This is a genomic window from Rhodanobacteraceae bacterium (assembly GCA_024234055.1).
In the GTDB taxonomy this organism is placed as follows: domain Bacteria; phylum Pseudomonadota; class Gammaproteobacteria; order Xanthomonadales; family SZUA-5; genus JADKFD01.
This window is the reverse complement of record JACKOW010000008.1, coordinates 1-18,806: the sequence shown is the minus strand read 5'-3', so window position 1 is coordinate 18,806 and position 18,806 is coordinate 1. Positions and strand designations below refer to the sequence as shown.

15 protein-coding genes are annotated in these 18,806 nt (G+C 65.5%); 12 read left to right on the top strand and 3 right to left on the bottom strand.

The features are described 5' to 3' along the window. Window positions 1–60: 60 nt before the first annotated feature. From H7A19_13800 to H7A19_13790, 3 genes are all read right to left on the bottom strand, one after another. Window positions 61–3,483: an autotransporter domain-containing protein gene (locus tag H7A19_13800; protein MCP5475902.1), complete on the bottom strand. Its 3,423-nt coding sequence runs from the start codon at window positions 3,481–3,483 to the stop codon at window positions 61–63. Window positions 3,484–3,887: 404 nt separating this feature from the next. Further along, a complete protein-coding gene (gene psd / locus H7A19_13795; protein ID MCP5475901.1) occupies window positions 3,888–4,775 on the bottom strand; it encodes a phosphatidylserine decarboxylase in 888 nt (295 codons plus the stop codon). A 1-nt stretch (window position 4,776) separates the two neighbouring features. Then, window positions 4,777–5,445, bottom strand: coding sequence for an SCO family protein (locus tag H7A19_13790; GenBank protein MCP5475900.1), 669 nt, complete (start codon window positions 5,443–5,445; stop codon window positions 4,777–4,779). A gap of 198 nt (window positions 5,446–5,643) precedes the next feature. Between H7A19_13790 and prmB the strand changes: the two genes are divergently transcribed. The 12 genes from prmB to H7A19_13730 all read left to right on the top strand — a co-directional run. Next, window positions 5,644–6,594 carry a 50S ribosomal protein L3 N(5)-glutamine methyltransferase gene (prmB, locus tag H7A19_13785; GenBank protein MCP5475899.1) on the top strand — a complete coding sequence of 317 codons (951 nt, stop codon included), beginning with the start codon at window positions 5,644–5,646 and terminating at the stop codon, window positions 6,592–6,594. Further along, window positions 6,591–7,709, top strand: coding sequence for a chorismate synthase (aroC, locus tag H7A19_13780; GenBank protein MCP5475898.1), 1,119 nt, complete (start codon window positions 6,591–6,593; stop codon window positions 7,707–7,709). The genes prmB and aroC overlap by 4 nt, the downstream gene beginning before the upstream one ends. A 7-nt stretch (window positions 7,710–7,716) precedes the next feature. Further along, window positions 7,717–8,751 carry an aspartate-semialdehyde dehydrogenase gene (locus tag H7A19_13775; protein MCP5475897.1) on the top strand — a complete coding sequence of 345 codons (1,035 nt, stop codon included), beginning with the start codon at window positions 7,717–7,719 and terminating at the stop codon, window positions 8,749–8,751. A gap of 93 nt (window positions 8,752–8,844) precedes the next feature. Next, a complete protein-coding gene (locus H7A19_13770; protein ID MCP5475896.1) occupies window positions 8,845–11,487 on the top strand; it encodes a hypothetical protein in 2,643 nt (880 codons plus the stop codon). A gap of 85 nt (window positions 11,488–11,572) precedes the next feature. Next, window positions 11,573–12,343 (top strand): tRNA pseudouridine(38-40) synthase TruA, encoded by a 771-nt coding sequence (gene truA / locus H7A19_13765; protein ID MCP5475895.1) that lies wholly within the window; start codon window positions 11,573–11,575, stop codon window positions 12,341–12,343. Continuing rightward, a complete protein-coding gene (locus H7A19_13760; protein ID MCP5475894.1) occupies window positions 12,340–12,984 on the top strand; it encodes a phosphoribosylanthranilate isomerase in 645 nt (214 codons plus the stop codon). The genes truA and H7A19_13760 overlap by 4 nt, the downstream gene beginning before the upstream one ends. Beyond that, the gene (gene trpB, locus H7A19_13755) at window positions 12,944–14,188 is read left to right on the top strand and encodes a tryptophan synthase subunit beta (GenBank protein MCP5475893.1); all 1,245 of its coding nucleotides are present in this window, start codon (window positions 12,944–12,946) and stop codon (window positions 14,186–14,188) included. Before H7A19_13760 ends, trpB begins: the two co-directional genes overlap by 41 nt. Before the next feature lie 40 nt (window positions 14,189–14,228). Further along, window positions 14,229–15,041, top strand: a complete 813-nt coding sequence (locus H7A19_13750) for a tryptophan synthase subunit alpha (GenBank protein MCP5475892.1) — start codon at window positions 14,229–14,231, stop codon at window positions 15,039–15,041. A gap of 121 nt (window positions 15,042–15,162) precedes the next feature. After that, window positions 15,163–16,050, top strand: a complete 888-nt coding sequence (locus H7A19_13745; GenBank protein MCP5475891.1) for an acetyl-CoA carboxylase carboxyltransferase subunit beta — start codon at window positions 15,163–15,165, stop codon at window positions 16,048–16,050. Between the two features lie 58 nt (window positions 16,051–16,108). Further along, on the top strand, window positions 16,109–17,377 hold the full coding sequence (locus H7A19_13740) for a bifunctional folylpolyglutamate synthase/dihydrofolate synthase (GenBank protein MCP5475890.1): 1,269 nt from the start codon (window positions 16,109–16,111) through the stop codon (window positions 17,375–17,377). 80 nt (window positions 17,378–17,457) lie between these two features. Then, on the top strand, window positions 17,458–18,408 hold the full coding sequence (locus tag H7A19_13735; protein MCP5475889.1) for an SPOR domain-containing protein: 951 nt from the start codon (window positions 17,458–17,460) through the stop codon (window positions 18,406–18,408). Window positions 18,409–18,441: 33 nt separating this feature from the next. Continuing rightward, window positions 18,442–18,806: CvpA family protein (locus tag H7A19_13730; protein MCP5475888.1), on the top strand; the 365-nt coding region annotated here is incomplete at its 3' end.

Sequence of the window (18,806 nt, the reverse complement as noted above, 5' to 3'; positions counted from 1 at the left end):
CCTTTCCCGAGTCCCGAGTCCCGAGTCCCGGTTGTCCCGGGACCCGGACTCAGTGCGTCCTCAGAACTCGAAGCGCCCACCCAGATTGAGCGAGCCGCGATCGAAGTCGTCGTTGCCAAAGGTATGGCGGTAGGAGATGTACGCCTGCCTGCCGTTGGCCATCAGATAGACGAAGCCCAGCCCGGCGCTGCCGTAGCTGGAATCGGTGCCCTGTTGATCCAGACGGAACAGCTGGCTGGGGCTGCCGTTGACCAGGCTGGCCTGTGCCCGCGGATCATCACTGTTCTCGCTGTTCAGACTGAAATCGAACTGCGGCATGAGCACGCCGGTGTCGAGGCTGATGGCGCGGCCGATCTGCACGCCCAGACTGAGCTGCGTGGTCTTGAAGCTCTGGTCGCGATAGGACACGTTGTAGGCGCCGGCACCGGTTTCGGTGAAGGCGTCCACGTCGTTGCGGATGTAGCGCAGACCCAGGTTTGGCGTTACGGTCCAGGCGCCGTAGTTCAGGTGGTAGCCCAGCGAGGTCGCCAGCGTCAGCTGGGTCGAATCGGCATCGCCACGGGCCAGTTCATCGACCTGCATGCCGCCCACGCGGAAGCGGATCGATCGGCTCTGGTCCAGTTTGACGTTGCCGTAGGTCAGCCGGGTATCGACGTAAAAGCGATCGTTGACATAGTAGGAGCCATAGCCGGTGAGCAGCAGGCTCTTGGCATCAAGCTCGCTGCCGGTGTTCACGTCCGAGGTGAACTTGGCGTAGCCCAGCGCCGCGCCGACCACCGAGCGGTTGCTCAGCCGGTAATCGATGCCGGCGGTGATGCCGCGCGAGCTGTAGTCGACGCCGACCCGACCTGAGGCATTGCGCAGATCCTGCTTGCCGTCGGTGATGTTGCCATTGACGAAGAAGCCCCAGGGACTGATCAGTCCGCCTTCGTCATCGCCATAGCCCAGGGCCGCCTGCAGGGCTTCGCCGGCCAGCGACAGGGGAATAGCCTGACCGCCGGAGTTGACGGTCAGGCCGGACAGGCTGAATCCGCCGCCACCACGTCGCAGCTCGTTGAGGCGGGCGTCGACATTGAAGAACTGGGTGGTGGCGATTTCACGCAGCACCAACTGCTGCGCCAACACTTCGTCCGGCGCGATGGCCCGCAGGGCGTCGGTGACTTCGCCGATGCGTCCGTCGTCCGCGGCATCCACAATCTCTTCGCAAACCGCAGCCAGCGCGCTGGCAGGGTCGGCGCATTCGGCCGACACCACCGGCAGTGCCGCCTCGGAAGCTGGATCCACCGCGGCCTCGTCCAGCAGATCGCTGATCTGCTCGACCGTGCGGTCATTGATCTGGGTGGTCTGGGTCGAGCGGTTGTTGGCCGGGTTCGGGTCATTGGTGGACGCCGAGACCACGCCTTCATTGCTGATCGAGCTGCCGGAAGTGGGCGCACGTACGGCAATGGTCGCTGCTGCCGATGCGCCGGCTGCCAGGGGGTTCGCCAGCGTGCAACGGACGGTGCCGGCGGTGTTGGTGCAGGCGAAACCGGCGCCGCTGGCACTGACGAAACTCAGCGCCGCAGGCAGCGTGTCGCTGACAACGACGCCGCTCGCCGCTTCGGGTCCGGCATTGCTGACCGTCAGCGTGTAGCTGTACTGGGCACCTGCCGCCACCGGATCGACACTGTCGGTCTTGACGATGGACACATCGGCTCCGCCGGCCTGGTAACTGACTGCGACCTGGCCCTGATTGTTGGCCGGAACTGGATCAGTGACCGATGACACCACCCGGAGCGACATGTCGGCGCTACCGGTGGCGCCCGGCAACACCCGCGCGGATATTGTCAGGTTCTCGGTGGCGTTCACGCCGATGCTGGCGCGCGTGCATACGATCTGGCGCGCACTGACCGTGCAGGTCCAGCCGTTGCCGCTGGCGCCGACCGCTTCGAGGGCCGCCGACAGCGTGCCGTCAAAGATCACCGCCGTGGCCGGATCCGGGCCGATATTGTTGATCGCCACTTCGAAACTCACATTCTGGCCGGTCAGCACCGAGGCGGGTACGGCCCTGGCGCTGATGCCCAGATCCGCGCGGAGCGGCGGTGGCGGTGGCGGCTCGGCAGTGATCGAGGTGCTTTCGGTGTCGGCGTTGTTGGCGCTGTTCGAGTCGGGCTCGTTCGAGCTCACCGTCGCCCGGTTGCTCAGATTGGTGGCCTGCGCCGGTGCCGTGACCTCGATCGACACGCTGGCACTGGCGCCTGCGGCCAGCGAACCGGCGAGCGTGCAGTTGATGGTGCTGCTACCGTTGCAGTTCCAGCCGGTGCCGGTCGCGGCGACCAGCGTCAGGCCGGCGGGAAGTACATCGTCGACGCGCACGCCGGTGGCGGCGCTGCCGCCCAGATTGCTGACCGTCAGCAGATAGCTGAAGTTGCTGCCGGTGCGCACCGGATCGGCGCTGTCACTCTTGTCGATGGCGAGGTCGACCGGCTCGGGCGGTGGCGCCACTACATCCACCGTGGCCGAGGACACCAGCGCCGTGCTGTTCGACAGCGAGGTCATCCGGGCGCTGTTGGAAATGCTGCGGGGCGTCGCTGGCGCCCGCACCTGAATGTTGAAATCGGCGCTGCGGCCCGCGATCAGCTCGGGTAGCCGGCAGTCGACGGTATTGCCGTCGATGCGGCAGGTCCAATCCGGGCCGGCGGCGCTGAGTATGGTCAGCGCCGAGGGCACCTGATCAATGACCACCAGCCCGAACTCGGGGCTGGAGCCGACGTTGCTGGCCTGCACGTTGTAGCTGAATTCCTCGTTGACCTGGACCTGCTGGGCGCTGGCGGTCTTCAGCAGTCGCAGATTGGCAGCCGGCTGCGTACCCGCGTTAACCCGCAGCGGCCAACTGCGCGGAATCACAAACGGGCTTCCGCGCAAGGGTGAGCCTGGCCCTACCTCATCACAGTTCAAAGTCGCCGTGACGGCCGTGGCACGCACGGTGGCCGTCAGATTCAGTGTCTGGACCGCCGTGGTGGCGCCAATGAAGGTGAAGGACGCGCCTTGGAAACCAGCAATGGTGCCGGGCACGGATTCGCCGGTCACCGTGCAGTTGTTGAACTGTGTGGTGGCGCCAAAGCCTGTCCCGAGGCCACCGCTGGGTGTGATCCGAATGCTGGCCGTCGCCGTACTGCCAATCAAGGCATTGCCAGGACTGAAGGCGATGGTGGATCCGGGTTGGGGGTCATAACTGAGGGACGGCGGTACCGGTAGGGCCGCGGGACAACGAAGTGGCCAACTCTGCTGCTGGCCGATACTGCCGCCAGGCGATTCGTTGCAGAGGAGGGTTGCCAGTTGAATGTTTGGTCCGGCATTGCAGCTGAGCCCGATCGCGGACGCAGAGGAGCCGGGCAGGAAGCTGAAGCTGCCTGGAGACACGCTGAAGGCCGATGCGCCGTTGCCACTGATCGTGCAATTGAGGCCGGTGGTTGCGAAAGGTCCACTGCCCGATCCTCCCATCGGCGTCACCTGGATCGCGGCACTACCGGTGGTACCTGCCCCCCCGAGGGAGAGATTGACTTGATTGCCGGGGGCGGGGATGTAGCTCAGCGTCGGCGGGGAGATTCCGCGTGTCTGGGCGTGCAAGGGGGGAAGAGTGGCAATCAGGGCAATGCCGCAGAGCAGTCGGACTGCTGCGCTTGCGATCCGCGATGGCCTGATTTCTTGTGAGCAATTCATGTGTCAGGCTCCTTGAGCAGGGCTTGGGCCAGGGTTGGAGCAGATTGTAACGTTGATCGGACTGCCGAGGGCCGAATTCCAGGCTGAGGACTCTGCCATGTGATCAATGGCGTGCACGAGCAGGCGCAGGGCAAACCCCAGTGCCGTTAACCGACCACGGGAGCAGGCCATGTGGGGGGCCAGCACTACGCCGTGATCTCGCCGAACGTGGCGCCGACGGCTGCCGATAGCCGCTGCCCCATCCGCACCGGCATGTCTGCACTCAAGGCGGCGTCCCAGTCGGGAAAGGCGGCAGCGCTCAGCACGATCACGGTCGAACCCATGTTGAAGCGGCCGATTTCGGCGCCGACCGCGAATGCCGGGGCCTGATCTTCGGGGTAGTCCTGGACCCGCACCTGATCGGCATAGGGCGGCGTGACCTCGCCGTCGAAAGTGGTCTCGATGCTGGAGACGAAGATGGCTCCGACCAGGATCACCGCCATCGGGCCCTGGTCGGTATCCAGCAGCAGCGCCAGGCGCTCATTGCGCGCAAACAACCGGGGGATCGATTCGGTGGTCCACGGGGCTACGCTGAACAGACGTCCGGGAACGTGGATGGCCCGGCGCAAGCGACCGCCGTAGGGCACGTGCACGCGGTGGTAATCGCGAGGCGACAGATAGATCGTGGCAAAACCGCCGCCTTCAAAGCGCGCGGCCTCATCCTCGCGCCCGCCGAGCAGTTCGCTGACGGTGTAGTCCATGCCCTTGGCCTGGACGATGCGGCCGTCGCGGATGCGCCCGATCTGCGAGATGCGGCCGTCGGCGGGTGACACCAGTGCTCCGCCCTCGGACGCTATCGGTCGGGCTTCTGGCCGCAGCGCCCGGGTGAAGAAGTCATTGAAGCTGGCGTAGGCCTCCGGATCGGGTTCCAGCGCGTCCGCCAGATCGATGTTGTAAGCGCGACTCAGGGTCTTGATCAGCAGCCGCTTCCACGGACCCCAGGTCCAGCGCATCAGGTAATAGACAATCCTGGACAGGAATTGATGCGGCAGCATCAGCTGCAGGGCGACGCCCAGATCCCTTTGCAATCCCATCTCAGTGCTCCTGGCGATCAATCAGCGTGGCGAGGTCCGCGGCCATCACTTCGGCCTGGTGCGGTGGGCGCATCAGCCCGACCAGCCGGGCTTGCGGGTCGACAATCAGCAGCGAGGCGCTGTGGTCCATGGTGTAGTCCTGCGGACCACTGCCGGTAGCGACCTTGGCGTAGATCACGCCCACCGCCCGGGTCAGCGCCAGCAGTTGTTCCTGGCTGCCGGTGGCGGCCTCGAAAGCGGGGTCGAAGAAGGCGACATAGGCAGCCAGTTGCTGCGGCAGGTCGCGCTCGGGATCGATGGACACGAAGCTGACGGCGATATCGGCGTCAGGGCGTTCGCTCTTGAGCTTCGCCAGCGCCGCCTTGGTGGTGGCCAGCGTGGTCGGGCAGACGTCCGGGCAATGGGTGAAGCCGAAGAACACCAGTCGCCAGCGACCCTGCCAGTCCTTGTTCGAGAGGCTGCGGCCATCGGCGCTCTCCAGCATGAACTCGGGTAGTGGCTTGGGTTGCGGATAAAGCAGAGAACCCTGCAGTTGCAACACCGCTTCCGGCGCCGGTTCGCGGCCGTCAAACATCTGCTTGCTGGCGACAAAACCGGCAATGCCGGCGATCGCGGCCAGCGCCACTATGATCCAGGGCAGCTTGCGTTCCAGATGCTGCATGACGCTCATCGACGGAGTTCTCCAGATTGGCCTTGTCACCGCTTGCGCCCGACGCAGCGGGCCGCGCTGCCGTGGCTGCCCGCGGGCGGGGATGGGAATGGCATGGCCGCAGTATAGGCAGGGCATGCTGAGGGCATGTGCAACCCGGGTTAAGCCAGGAGTGCCTTCTCGGGCCAATCGGTGCGAACATCGCAGGGTTTGCACCAGATGTGGGGATCAGACTTGACCGAGGTACTCAGCAGCGTTTGCGACTTCATTCGCTACGCGACCAGCCGATTCAATGAGGCCGGGCTCAGTTTCAGCCAGGGCTTCGACAATGCCCTGGATGAGGCCAGCTATCTGGTGTTGACCAGCCTGCATCTGCCGCACGATCTGCCGCCGGCCTATGCCGCGGCCACACTGCTGCCGGAAGAGCGGGCTGCCGTGCTGGGTCTGATCGCACGCCGCGTCGATGAGCGAGTGCCGGTGGCCTATCTGACCGGCGAAGCCTGGTTTGCCGGGATGTCCTTCAGGGTCAGTCCCGAGGTGCTGATCCCGCGCTCGCCCATCGCCGAGTTGATCGAACGCGGTTTTGAGCCGTGGATGGGCGGCGCCGCGATCGAGCGGGCGCTGGATCTGTGCTGCGGCAGCGGCTGCATCGGCATCGCCACGGCGGTGCATCTGCCCGATGCGCACGTGGATCTGGTGGATATTTCAGCCTCGGCGCTGGCTTTGGCTGCCGAAAATGCGGCCGATCATGGCGTCAGCGAGCGCGTCGAAGTCATCGAATCCGATGCCTTTGCGGCACTTGCCGGGCGTCGCTACGATCTGATCGTCAGCAACCCGCCCTATGTCGGCATTGATGAATATGCGGCCTTGCCCGGCGAATTCAGCCATGAACCGCGTCTGGCACTGGTATCGGGTCGCGATGGCCTGGATCTGCCGCTGCAGATTCTGGCCGCAGCAGCCGAGCACCTTGAGCCGCACGGCGTACTGGTACTGGAGGTCGGCGCTTCCGAGCCGGCCCTGATCGAGGCGTTGCCCGATGTGCCCTTCACCTGGGTGGACTTCGAGCGCGGCGGTTCCGGGGTGGCGGTACTGGATCGGGCAACGCTGGTGCAGTGTGCCGATCAGTTCGCGCAGGCACTGGCGCAGCGTTCGACAGGAAGCTCCGAATGAGTGCGGCGAACACCTTCGGACGCTCGTTTTGCGTCACCACCTTCGGCGAGAGTCACGGTCCGGCCATCGGTTGCGTGATTGACGGCTGCCCGCCGGGCATCGCCATCGAGGCCGAGGACTTCAGGCACGATCTGGATCGGCGCGCCACCGGGCGCTCGCGTTTCACCAGTCAGCGCCGGGAAAGCGACGAAGTGGAAATCCTGTCCGGGGTCTATCAGGGCCGCAGCACCGGCACTCCGATCGCACTGCTGATCCGCAACACCGACGCCCGCTCCAAGGACTACGGCGACATCGCGCTGAGTTTCCGACCCGGTCATGCCGATTACACCTACTGGCACAAGTACGGCATCCGCGATCCGCGCGGCGGCGGCCGTTCCTCGGCCCGGGAAACCACCATGCGGGTGGCAGCCGCGGTGATCGCCAAACGCTATCTGGCCGAGCAGCACGGCATCGCCATCCAGGCCTGGATGAGCGGCATCGGTCCCTATGTGCCGCAGCGCATCGAGCGCAGCAGCGTCGAGGACAATCCGCTGTTCTGGCCGGATCCTGCGCAACTGCCTGAAATCGAGGCCTATCTCGATGGCTTGCGCAAATCCGGTGATTCGGTCGGGGCGCGCCTGAGCGTGATCGCCGAGAACGTGCCGGTGGGCCTGGGCGAGCCGATTTACGGCAAGCTCGATTCCGATATCGCCATGGCACTGATGAGCATCAACGCGGTCAAGGCCGTCGAGATCGGTGATGGCGTCGCCGTGTGCGGCCAGCGCGGCAGCGAGCATCGCGATGAACTGAGCGCCGAAGGTTTCCGCTCGAACCGCGCCGGCGGCATCCTCGGCGGCATCTCCAGCGGCCAGAACATCCTGGCGCATGCCGCCATCAAGCCGACCTCCAGCATTCTGGTGCCCGGCCAGACCCTGAACACCGCCGGCGAGGCCAGCGAACTGGTCACGCGTGGCCGCCACGATCCCTGCGTGGGCATACGCGCGGTGCCGATCATGGAGGCCATGCTGGCGCTGGTGCTGATGGACCATGTGTTGCGCCATCGCGCCCAGTGCGGCGGGGTGCCGCCGCAGCATCCCCGAATCGCAGCCGATCCATTCAATCCAGAAACCCACTGAGCCCTACATGAGCAACAACACCGCAGAGCGATTCAAGATTGCCGTCGTCGGCGCCACCGGCGCGGTCGGAACCACCATGCTGGAGATTCTGGCAGAACGCGATTTTCCGGCTTCCGAGGTGGTGGCTCTGGCCAGCGCCCGTTCGGCCGGCTCGCGGGTGAAGTTCGGCGAGCAGTCGCTGAAGGTCCAGGATCTGGACAGCTACGACTTCAAGGACGTGGCCATCGCCCTGTTCTCGGCCGGTGGCAGCGTCTCCCGCGTGCATGCGCCGCGCGCCGTGGCCGCGGGCGCGATCGTGGTCGACAACACCAGCGAGTTTCGCTACGACGCCGACATTCCGCTCGTGGTCAGCGAAGTCAACCCGCACGCCATTGCGGGCTATCGCAAGCGCGGCATCATCGCCAATCCGAACTGTTCGACGATGCAGATGCTGGTCGCCCTGGCGCCGCTGCATCGTGCTGCCGGTATCGTCCGCATCAACGTCGCCACCTATCAGTCGGTCAGCGGCGCCGGCCAGACCGGCATGGAGGAACTCGGCCGGCAGACCGCCAGCCTGCTCAACTTCCAGGCCATCGAGCCGAAGAAATTCCCGGTCCAGATTGCCTTCAACCTGATCCCCCAGATCGACGTGTTCACCGACAACGGTTACACCAAGGAAGAAATGAAAATGGTATGGGAGACCCAGAAAATTCTGGAGGACCCCACCATCATGGTGAATCCGACCGCCGTCCGGGTGCCCGTGTTCTACGGCCATAGTGAGGCCGTGCACCTGGAAACACGGGAAAAAATCACAGTTCAGCGGGCTCGCGAGTTGCTCGAAGATGCCCCGGGCGTGGTAGTAGTGGATGAAGCCCGGGCCGGCGGTTATCCGACCCCGGTGACCCACGCTGCAGGCCAGGATCCGGTGTTTGTGGGGCGAATTCGCGAGGACATCAGTCACCCCAGAGGTCTGAACCTGTGGATCGTCTCCGACAACATTCGTAAAGGTGCGGCCCTGAACGCAGTTCAGATCGCAGAACTATTGGTAAAATCCTACATGTGATCTATAGTTACGTTCGCCTCATAAGGTCGTTTCGAGTTTAATGACCTAATACGCGGCCACCAATAGAAGCCGCACTGCCCTCGGGGGAGCTCCATGAAAGGACCGCGCAAGACACTTCTGGCCAGCAGCATTCTCGCCATCCCATCGCTAGCACACGCGCTGGGCCTGGGCGGGATTGAAGTGAAATCCGGGCTCAATGAGCCTCTCAATGCCGAGATCCAGGTGATCCAGGCTGCCCCCGGGGAAGCCGATGGGCTTGCGGTGGCACTAGCCAGCGCCGAAGATTTCGCCCGGGTGGGCATCGATCGCGCCCGCATGGACATGCCGCTCAGCTTCGCCGTAGGCAAGGCCAGCAACGGCCAGGCCGTGATCAAGGTCACCTCGGCAGTGCCGGTACGCGAGCCCTTCCTGAATTTCCTGCTCGAGGTCAACTGGTCCAAGGGCCGCTTGCTGCGCGAGTACACAGTTCTGCTGGATCCGCCCGTGAGCGCGCCATCCCGGGGCAACCCGCAAGTGGCCACTGCTCCCGTGCGCGACACCAAGCCGGTGACCCCGGTGCAGCAGGCACCGGCAGCACCGGCCGCCGCGGCCAAACCGGTTGCTCCTGTCGCCGCTCCGAAACCAGCCACGTCTCCGGCTCCGGCTCCCGCGCCAGTGGCGGCGCAACCTGCTGCGCCGACGCCAGGCGAATACGGGCCAGTCAACCAGGGCGAGACGCTGTGGGAAATCGCCCAGGCGACCCGTCCGGACGGCGTCAGCGACATGAATCGCTTCATGATCGCGCTGTTGCGGATGAATCCGGACGCTTTCTACGAAGAAAATATCAACGCGCTCAAGCGCGGTGCGATTCTGCGCATCCCGAGTGGCAGCGAAGTCAATTCGATCGCCGCGAGCGAGGCATCCGCGGCAGTCCGCAACCAGAATGAACTTTGGCGCGGATATCAGAGCGCCCAATCGGCGACTCCGACCCGGCTTGCCGATGCCGGCGCCAGCGAGAGCCTGCGTACGCCGCCGGCCAGCGGTGGTTCGGGTGGTTCGCGCCTGGAATTGCTGCCACCACGCGCCGGTGATGCACAGGGCGCTGCCGATCGTCCCGGATCCGGGGGTCTCGATCGCAGCGACGAGGTGATCAAGAACCTCCGCGGTGACCTGGCACGCTCTCAGGAAGATCTGGTCAGTTCGCGTCAGGAAGTCAGCGAACTGCGCTCGCGCGTGACTGATCTGGAGAAGATCAAGACCGATCAGGACAAGGTGCTGTCGCTGCGCAACGACGAATTGAAGTCGCTGCAGACCCGCGCCGCCGAGCTTGAGAAACGCATCCGCGAACTCGAAGCCCAGGCTGCCGCGGCTCCGGTGGCGGCAGTCGACACCGCTGGCACGGAAGAGCCCAAGCCAACGCCGGATATCTGGAAGCCCGAAGACGCCACGCCTCCGGTAGACACCTCGGCTGAGCCGGCTGAGCCCACAGAACCTGCTGAGCCGCCAACGGACGTGACCGAGCCGACAGACATGGTCCCCGAGCCGCCGGTTGATGCCACGCCGGTCGAGCCGTCACCCGCAGAGCCGGTAGACAGCACAGCCGTCACTCAGCCTGTTGCAGAACCCGAGCCGGTCAAGCCGGAGCCGGTGCCCGAGCCTGCGCCTGCAGACGGCGGCTTGCTCGGTAATCCCTGGGTGCTCGGCGGCGTAGGCGCGGCCCTGCTGGCCTTGCTTGGTCTGCTGTTTGCCCGCTTCCGTCGCAAGCCGGAGGCGGAGAGCAGTGACTTCGCCGCGGACGACGACGATCACGGCGGTTTCTTCCCGGCCGACCACGCACCGCAGCCTGCGGCTGACGATGGTGATGCCGAAGAGGAGGCACTGCTCGACCAGATCGCCATGAATCCCGGCGATCTGCGAGCTCGTCTGGCGCTGCTCGAGCTCTATCACGGGCGCCAGAATGCGGCAGAGTTCGAGACTGCGGCACGTGCCATGCGCGCCCAGATTGCGAGCGAAGACCAGCCCGAATGGCGTCAGGCCGTTGCGCTGGGCGCAACCATTCTGCCGGGCCACGCCATGTTCGCCCCGCAGGATGACTTCCCAGACGAGGTCAACTTCGACGAGCCGGAGCATTCACCGTCCGAGCCGATGGACAGCGGACTGGATATCTCCGCTTTCGAAGACCGCGAACCGACCGTCGACCCGGGCATGCCTGCGGCTCCTCTGCAGGCAGCAGAATCGAATTTCGACTTCGACTTCGATCTCGACTCGCCGACCGAAGCCATTGCACCGGTCGCTGCACCGGTCTCCGAACCCGAGCCGCAGCCCGAACCACCACAGGTCGCCGCCAGCCCGTCTTCCGCTGGAGAAGAGCTGAGCTTCGATTTCGATCTGGACGTGCCGGCTACCGAGATGCCGGAGCCAGAGCCGCAGCCAGAGCCGGCGCCGGTTGAGCCGGTGGCAGCGACAAGGGAGGAATTGTCTCTGGACCTTCCGGACATCGATTTCGCCAACATGGCTGAGCCGGAACTGGATCGCGCTTCGCTGGAGGCCGGCAGCCCGGCGCCCAATGTGGACGACGAACTGGGCGACCTGGGCGTGTTTGGCGACGATGCGGTCGCCACCAAGCTCGATCTGGCGCGCGCCTACATGGATATGGGCGACCCGGACGGTGCCCGCAGCATGCTGGAAGAGGTGATCGGCGAGGGCAACACCGAGCAGAAGGACGAAGCTCGCAAGTTGCTGGACGGCCTGCGCTGAGCATTGCGCTAGACTAAGCTGCACGCTTCGAGGGGCCGGGAAACCGGCCCTTCGATTTTCTGGCTCCAGGGACCCGCACTCGGCAATGCCTCGCTACGCACTCGGTGTCGAATACGATGGCAGTGATTTCCTCGGTTGGCAGGTTCAGCCGCAGGAGCCCACGGTGCAATCGACCCTGGAGCGGGCGCTGGCCTTTGTCGCCGCCGAACCGGTGACCGTGTTTTGTGCCGGTCGTACCGACACCGGCGTGCATGCGCTGGGACAGGTGGTCCATTTTGACTGTAGCGCCGAGCGCGCGGAGCGCGCCTGGATCATGGGCTGCAACTCGCGCCTGCCCGACAGCGTCGCTGTGCGCTGGGCCCAACCGGTGTCCGAGTCCTTCCATGCCCGCTATTCGGCGCGCCGGCGCAGCTACCGCTATCGAATCCTGCGCAGGGCCACGCGTCCGGCGCTGGAGGCGCGCTATGTGCTCTGGGCGCGCGAGGAACTGAACATCGAAGCCATGCGCCTGGCGGCGCAGGCTCTGGTCGGCAAGCACGATTTCACCAGCTTCCGCACGCTCGCCTGCCAGTCGAAATCACCGGTGCGCGAGGTTTACCAGATCAGCCTGGTCGAAGCGGGCGAGCATCTGGACCTGTATTTCGAAGCCAATGCCTTCCTGCACCACATGATTCGCAATTTCGTCGGTAGTCTGCTCAAGGTGGCTCGCGGCGAACGCCCGGTGCAGTGGATCTCCGAGGTGCTGGCCGCGCGCGATCGCAGCAAGGCCGGCCCCACTGCGGCCGCGCATGCGCTGACCTTCATGGCGGCGCGCTATCCGGCCGAATTTGCCTTGCCGGCGGAGCACACGCTTTGAGCTACCGGGCGCGTGTCAAATTCTGCGGCATTACCCGCGCCGAAGACGCCCGCTACGCCGCCGATCTGGGCGTGGATGCGATCGGTCTGGTGTTTGTGCCCAGGAGTCCACGCTGGGTCAGTACTCAGACCGCGGCCGAGATCTGCAGCGTCATCCCGCCGCTGATCCAGATCGTCGGCTTGTTCATGGATGCCGACGCCGACACGGTCAAGGCGACCCTGGCCGCTGTGCCGATCGATCTGCTGCAGTTCCACGGCGCCGAAACGCCGGAGTTTTGCGACAGTTTCCGGCGTTCCCATGTCAAAGCGCTGGCGATGGGTGATGGTCTTGACGTCGAATACGCGGCCGAACGCTATGCTCGGGCTCGTGGTGTGCTGCTGGACGCGCATCGCAGTGGTGAGCAGGGCGGCACCGGAATGCGCTTTGACTGGTCAGAAATTCCGGCGCGTCTGGCGCCGAGGATCATTCTGGCCGGTGGCCTGGGACCGGACAATGTGGCGCAAGCCATCCGCCAGGTTCGCCCATACGCGGTCGATGTATCCAGTGGAATCGAATCGGCGCCGGGCATCAAATGCCCGCGTCGCATGCAGCAATTCATGAATGAGGTGGATCGTGCAAGCCGAGATCAAGGGCGCGACTGAACGCGTCGACTACGCCAGCTTTCCCGATGCCCGCGGGCACTTCGGACCGTATGGCGGGAGTTTTGTCGCCGAGACTCTGATGGAGCCGCTGGCTGAACTGGCGGCAGCCTACGAGCGCTATCGGGTCGATCCCGAATTCATCGCCGAACTTGAACGCGATCGCAAGTATTACGTCGGTCGGCCCACGCCTATCTATCACGCCGAGCGCCTCAGCCGCGAAGTCGGCGGTGCCCAGATCCTGCTGAAACGCGAGGATCTGAATCACACCGGCGCCCACAAGATCAACAACACCGTGGGTCAGGGTCTGTTGGCCAAACGCATGGGCAAGCGCCGCATCATTGCCGAGACCGGCGCCGGTCAGCATGGCGTGGCCAGCGCCACCATTGCCGCACGGCTGGGTCTGGAATGCGTGGTCTACATGGGCGCGGTCGATATCGAGCGCCAGGCCATCAACGTGTTCCGCATGAAACTGCTGGGCGCTACCGTGGTGCCGGTGGAATCGGGTTCGCGCACCCTCAAGGACGCGCTCAACGAAGCCCTGCGCGACTGGGTGACCCATGTCGATCACACCTTCTACATGATCGGCACCGTGGCCGGGCCGCATCCCTATCCGAAGATGGTGCGCGATTTCAACGCCATCGTCGGCCAGGAAGCGCGTCGCCAGATGCTCGAGGAATACGGCAAGCTGCCCGAAGCGCTGGTGGCCTGTGTAGGTGGTGGTTCCAATGCCATCGGCCTGTTCCATCCCTTCCTCGGCGACGATGCCGTTGCCATCTACGGCGTCGAAGCGGCGGGCGAGGGCATCGCCACTGGCAAGCATGCGGCCTCGCTGTCGGCCGGCGTGCCCGGCGTGCTGCACGGCAACCGCACCTATCTGATTGCCGATGGCGACGGCCAGATCATCGAAACGCACTCGGTATCGGCCGGTCTCGACTATCCCGGCGTTGGTCCTGAGCACGCCTGGTTGAAGGACAGTGGTCGCGCCAACTACGTCGGCATCACCGACGATGAAGCCCTGGCCGCTTTCCACCAACTGGCGAAGACCGAGGGTATTCTTGCCGCCCTCGAAAGCGCCCATGCGGTGGCCTACGGCGTCAAGCTGGCCGCCACCCTGCCGCGCGATCAGCACGTGCTGGTCAACCTGTCCGGTCGCGGTGACAAGGACGTCAACACCATCGCCCGTCTCGAAGGCATCAGTCTTTGAAACGGCGGCGGCATCTGAATCAGTTCAAGGAAGTACAGGCATGAATCGCATCGACGCGCGTTTTGCCGAGCTCAAGAGCGCGGCGCGACCAGGACTCATCACCTTCGTGACCGCTGGCGATCCGGATCCAGCCCTGACCGTGCCGGTGATGCATGCACTGGTGCGCCATGGCGCCGATCTGATCGAGCTGGGCATGCCCTTTTCCGATCCGATGGCCGACGGTCCGGTGATCCAGCAGGCCAATGAGCGGGCGCTGGCCAAGCATGTGGGTCTGAGCCATGTGCTCGACAGCGTGCGCGCCTTCCGCGCCGACGATGCCAGCACGCCGGTCGTGCTGATGGGCTATCTGAACCCGATCGAGCGTTATGGTTTTCCGCGCTTTGCCGAGGCCGCGGCCGGTGCCGGTGCCGATGGCATGCTGCTGGTCGATTGCCCGATCGAGGAATCCGGGGATTACGAAAGTACCCTGCAGTCGCTGGGGTTGCGCCAGATCTACCTGCTGGCCCCGACCACGCCGCCGGCGCGACGCGCGCGCATCGCCGCCAAGGCCAGTGGTTTTCTCTACTACGTGTCCTTCAAGGGCATCACCGGCGCCGGCCATCTGGAGCAGGGCAGTGCGGTGGCGGCCCTGGAAGAGCTGCGCGGTTTGAGTCAGGTTCCCATCGCCGTGGGATTCGGCATCAAGGACGCACAGAGCGCAGCGGCACTGGGTGCGCACGCCGAGGCGGTGGTCATCGGGAGCGCCCTGGTCGAAGGATTGAACGGCGCAGTCGATGCCGCAGACGTCGATCGCCGCCTGGCCGGATTCCTGCCGCCGATACGCGACGCCCTGCACGCTCTGGCGCCAGACTGAGCCCGTTGCGGACGTCGTTGGCGTCCGGCGTTAGACTGCGCCATCGGAGTAGCCCGGCGAATCCATCCGCCCGTCGTGCATTTGCTCCTGTTCCCTTGCCCATTCTTGACGAAAACTGACTATGAGTTGGCTCAGCAAACTGATGCCCGCACGCATCCGCACCGAGGGCACTGCCAAGCGCAACGTGCCGGAAGGATTGTGGGAGAAATGTCCCTCCTGCGCCGCCGTGCTCTACGGGCCGGAACTGGAGCGCAATCTGCGGGTGTGCCCCAAGTGCAATCACCACATGAGCATCTCCGGCCGCAAACGGCTGGAGAACCTGTTCGATCCTGGCAGCATGATGGAGATCGACACCCACCTGACGCCATTTGACGCGCTCAAGTTCCGCGACTCCAAGCGCTACCGCGATCGCCTGATCGCGGCCCAGCGCCAGACCGGCGAGAAGGATGCGCTGGTGTCGGCGCGCGGTCTGCTCAAGGGCCGGGCGCTGATCGCCAGTGCCTTCGAATTCGGGTTCATGGGCGGCTCGATGGGCTCGGTGGTCGGTGAGCGCTTCACCTGCGCGGCCGAGCGCGCCCTCGAGGAGCGCGCCCCCTTCGTCAATTTTTCGGCCACTGGCGGCGCGCGCATGCAGGAAGGCCTGTATTCGCTGATGCAGATGGCCAAGACTTCAGCCGCGCTGGCGCGTCTGCGCCGGGCCGGGGTGCCCTTCATCTCGGTACTGACCCATCCAACCACCGGCGGCGTCTCGGCCAGCCTCGGCATGCTCGGGGACATGAATCTGGCGGAGCCGCAGGCCCTGATCGGCTTTGCCGGGCCGCGCGTGATCGAGCAGACCGTGCGCGAGACCCTGCCCGAGGGCTTCCAGCGCAGTGAATTCCTGGTCGACAAGGGCGCCATCGACGCCATCATCGACCGCCGCGAACTGCGCGATCGTCTGGCCGCGATGCTGGCCATCCTGATGCGCCAGCCGGTGCCGGCCAACGTCAGCAGCAGCGTCAGCGCCTGAAGCTCGTGCCTGAGCCCGGTTGCGCGGCGGCGAACACGTGCGCGGCGAGGGCGTGGGCATGAGTGCCGTGCCCACCCGCGGCGACTCTCTGGCGCTGTGGCTGAAGTACCTGGAAGGGCTGCATCCGCGCGGCATAGACCTGGGATTGGATCGCGTCGGAGCCGTGTATGCGGCATTGGGCTCGCCGCGACCGGCGCCGGTCTGCATCACCGTCGGTGGCACCAACGGCAAGGGTTCCACCGTGGCCTTGCTGTCGGGCATGTTGCAGCAAGCCGGATACCGGGTCGGTCGCTATACCTCGCCTCACCTACTGCGCTACAACGAGCGCCTGCATATTGGCGACGAGGAATCCGCCGATGCGGCCTGGGTTGAGGCCTTTGCCCGGATCGATCAGGCCCGCGGCGAGATTTCGCTGAGCTATTTCGAATTCGGCACGCTCGCCGCCTTCCTGTTGCTGGCAGAAGCGGGGCTGGATGCAGCCATTCTCGAGGTCGGCCTGGGCGGGCGTCTGGATGCGGTCAATCTGATCGATGCCGATGTCGCCATCCTGACCAGCGTCGGCCTCGATCATCAGGAATACCTCGGCAATACCCGCGAGCAGATCGGCTGGGACAAGGCCCATATCTTCCGCGCCGGGCGGCCGGCCGTGATCGCGGCGCTGGATCTGCCGGCGAGCGTGATCGAGGTGGCCAAGCAGATCGGCGCTGCCATTCATGTGTTGCCCGAGATCGAGCCTGTACAGGGCCAGCACTGGCGCTGCCCGCTGCCGGATGGCGGCAGTATCGAACTGCCGGCGCCGCTGTTGCAGGCGCCGCACCAGACCCGCAATGCCTGCGCCGCGGTCTGGGCCTGGATCTTGCTCGGCCAGCGTCTGCCGTTCTCGGCGCAGGCGGCGGCGCGCGGGATTGCCCAGACCCAGCTGACCGGGCGCCTGCAGCGTCTATCCGCAGCGGTCGAGACCTGGGTCGATGTGGCCCACAACGGCGAGGCGGCCGCCAGTCTGGCTGCCTGGCTGCGGGGCCAGCCGCAGAAACCCACGGTCGCCATCTTCGCGGCACTGGCCGACAAGGATCTGGCTGCAATCGTAGATCCGCTGGCGCAAGCTTTTGCTGCCTGGATCGTGCTCGACCTGCGCCCGCGCTCACCCAGAGCCGCAGATCCGCTGGCCCAGAGCCGCGCGCTGCGCAGCCTGTTGCCGGCGACAGTCGCGGTCGAGAGCGTCGATACCCTGGCCAGGGCGCGGGCCATGGCCGAAACCATGGCTTCGGAACGTGGCCGCATCCTGATCTTCGGCTCTTTCATCACCGTCGCCTCGGCTCTCGCCTGAACGTTGCCCCGAGTGGAGGCCGCGCTTCGTGCCGGCCGGCCTATACTCAGGGTCTACACGCTAGCCGACCGCTCATATCTATGGACGATGCTCTTCGCCAACGCCTGGTAGGCGCCGCTGTGATCATTGCGCTGGCGGTGATCTTCGTGCCCATGCTGCTGGATTCTCCAGAAGATCCGGCGCGCACGCAGCAGGTGGACCTCAGCATCCCGCCGCGTACCGAGCCGGGGATCGAAACCCGCCGCTTGCCGCTGGATCCGGCGATGACCGCGCCAGTGCCCAGCCCCGAAACCCTGGCGGCAGATACGCCGGAAACCGTGGCCGAGCCAGTGCCGGCACCCGACGCCGGTGGCGTCGAGCCGGTCGCCGAGCCCACCCCCGCCGCGCCTGCGCCGCCGAAGCCGGCGCCAACACCTGCAACAGTGGCGGCGGAACCCCCGGCAGCGGAACCGCCGGTCGCCGAGCCGCCGCCGCCGACGAAACCGTCAGCGACCATGCCGACCCCGGCGAAGGGCGGGCGTTTCCTGGCCCAGTTCGGCAGCTATGCCGAGCGCAGCAACGCCGATTCGCTGGTGCGCGATCTGGCCAAGGCCGGGGTTCCGGCAGATATTGAAGTCCTGAAGAGCAGCTCCGGTCGATCGCTGCACCGGGTGCGCTCCAGGCCTTATGCCACCCGCACCGAGGCCGACGCCGCTCGTCTGGGCGCGCAGCGGCAGATTGCCGGCCTGGCCAGCACCGTCATCGAACTGCCGGCAGCCGATGCGAGTCAGTCGACACCAGCAGCCGCCAATCTCTCCGGTTGGGCGGTCCAGGTCGGCGTGTTCACGCGCAAGGACGGCGCCGATGAACTGGTGACGCGTCTCCGCGGAGCCGGCTATGCCGCCTTTGTCGAACCGATCAAGCTGGCCGGTGGACAGACCAGTCACCGGGTACGGGTAGGGCCGGAAGTCAAACGGGAAAATGCCCAGCGCATCCAGACCGAGATCAAGGCCAAATTCAAGATCGATGCGCTGGTGGTTTCCCATCCCTGAGGCTCCACTGCGCGGTCGAATGAGGCTCCACGCATGATCTGGGTGGATTGGCTGATCGTCGGCATCATCGCGCTGTCGGCTGCCATCAGCCTGATCCGCGGCTTCGTGGTCGAGGCGCTGTCCATCATCATCTGGGTGGTGGCGCTGTGGGCGGCCTTCCAGTTCACCGGGCCCTTCGCCCAGACCTTTCTGGGTGGCATCGAACTGCCCTCGGTGCGTCTGGCGGTGGCCGCACTCATCCTGATCATCGCCATCCTGATGCTGGGGTCGATGCTGAGCTGGGTGCTCGGGCGTCTGGTGCGCTCCACCGGTCTCAGCGGCACGGATCGCCTGCTCGGAGCCGTGTTCGGCATCATCCGCGGCGCCCTGACGGTGGTCTCGCTGGTGGCGGTCGCCAG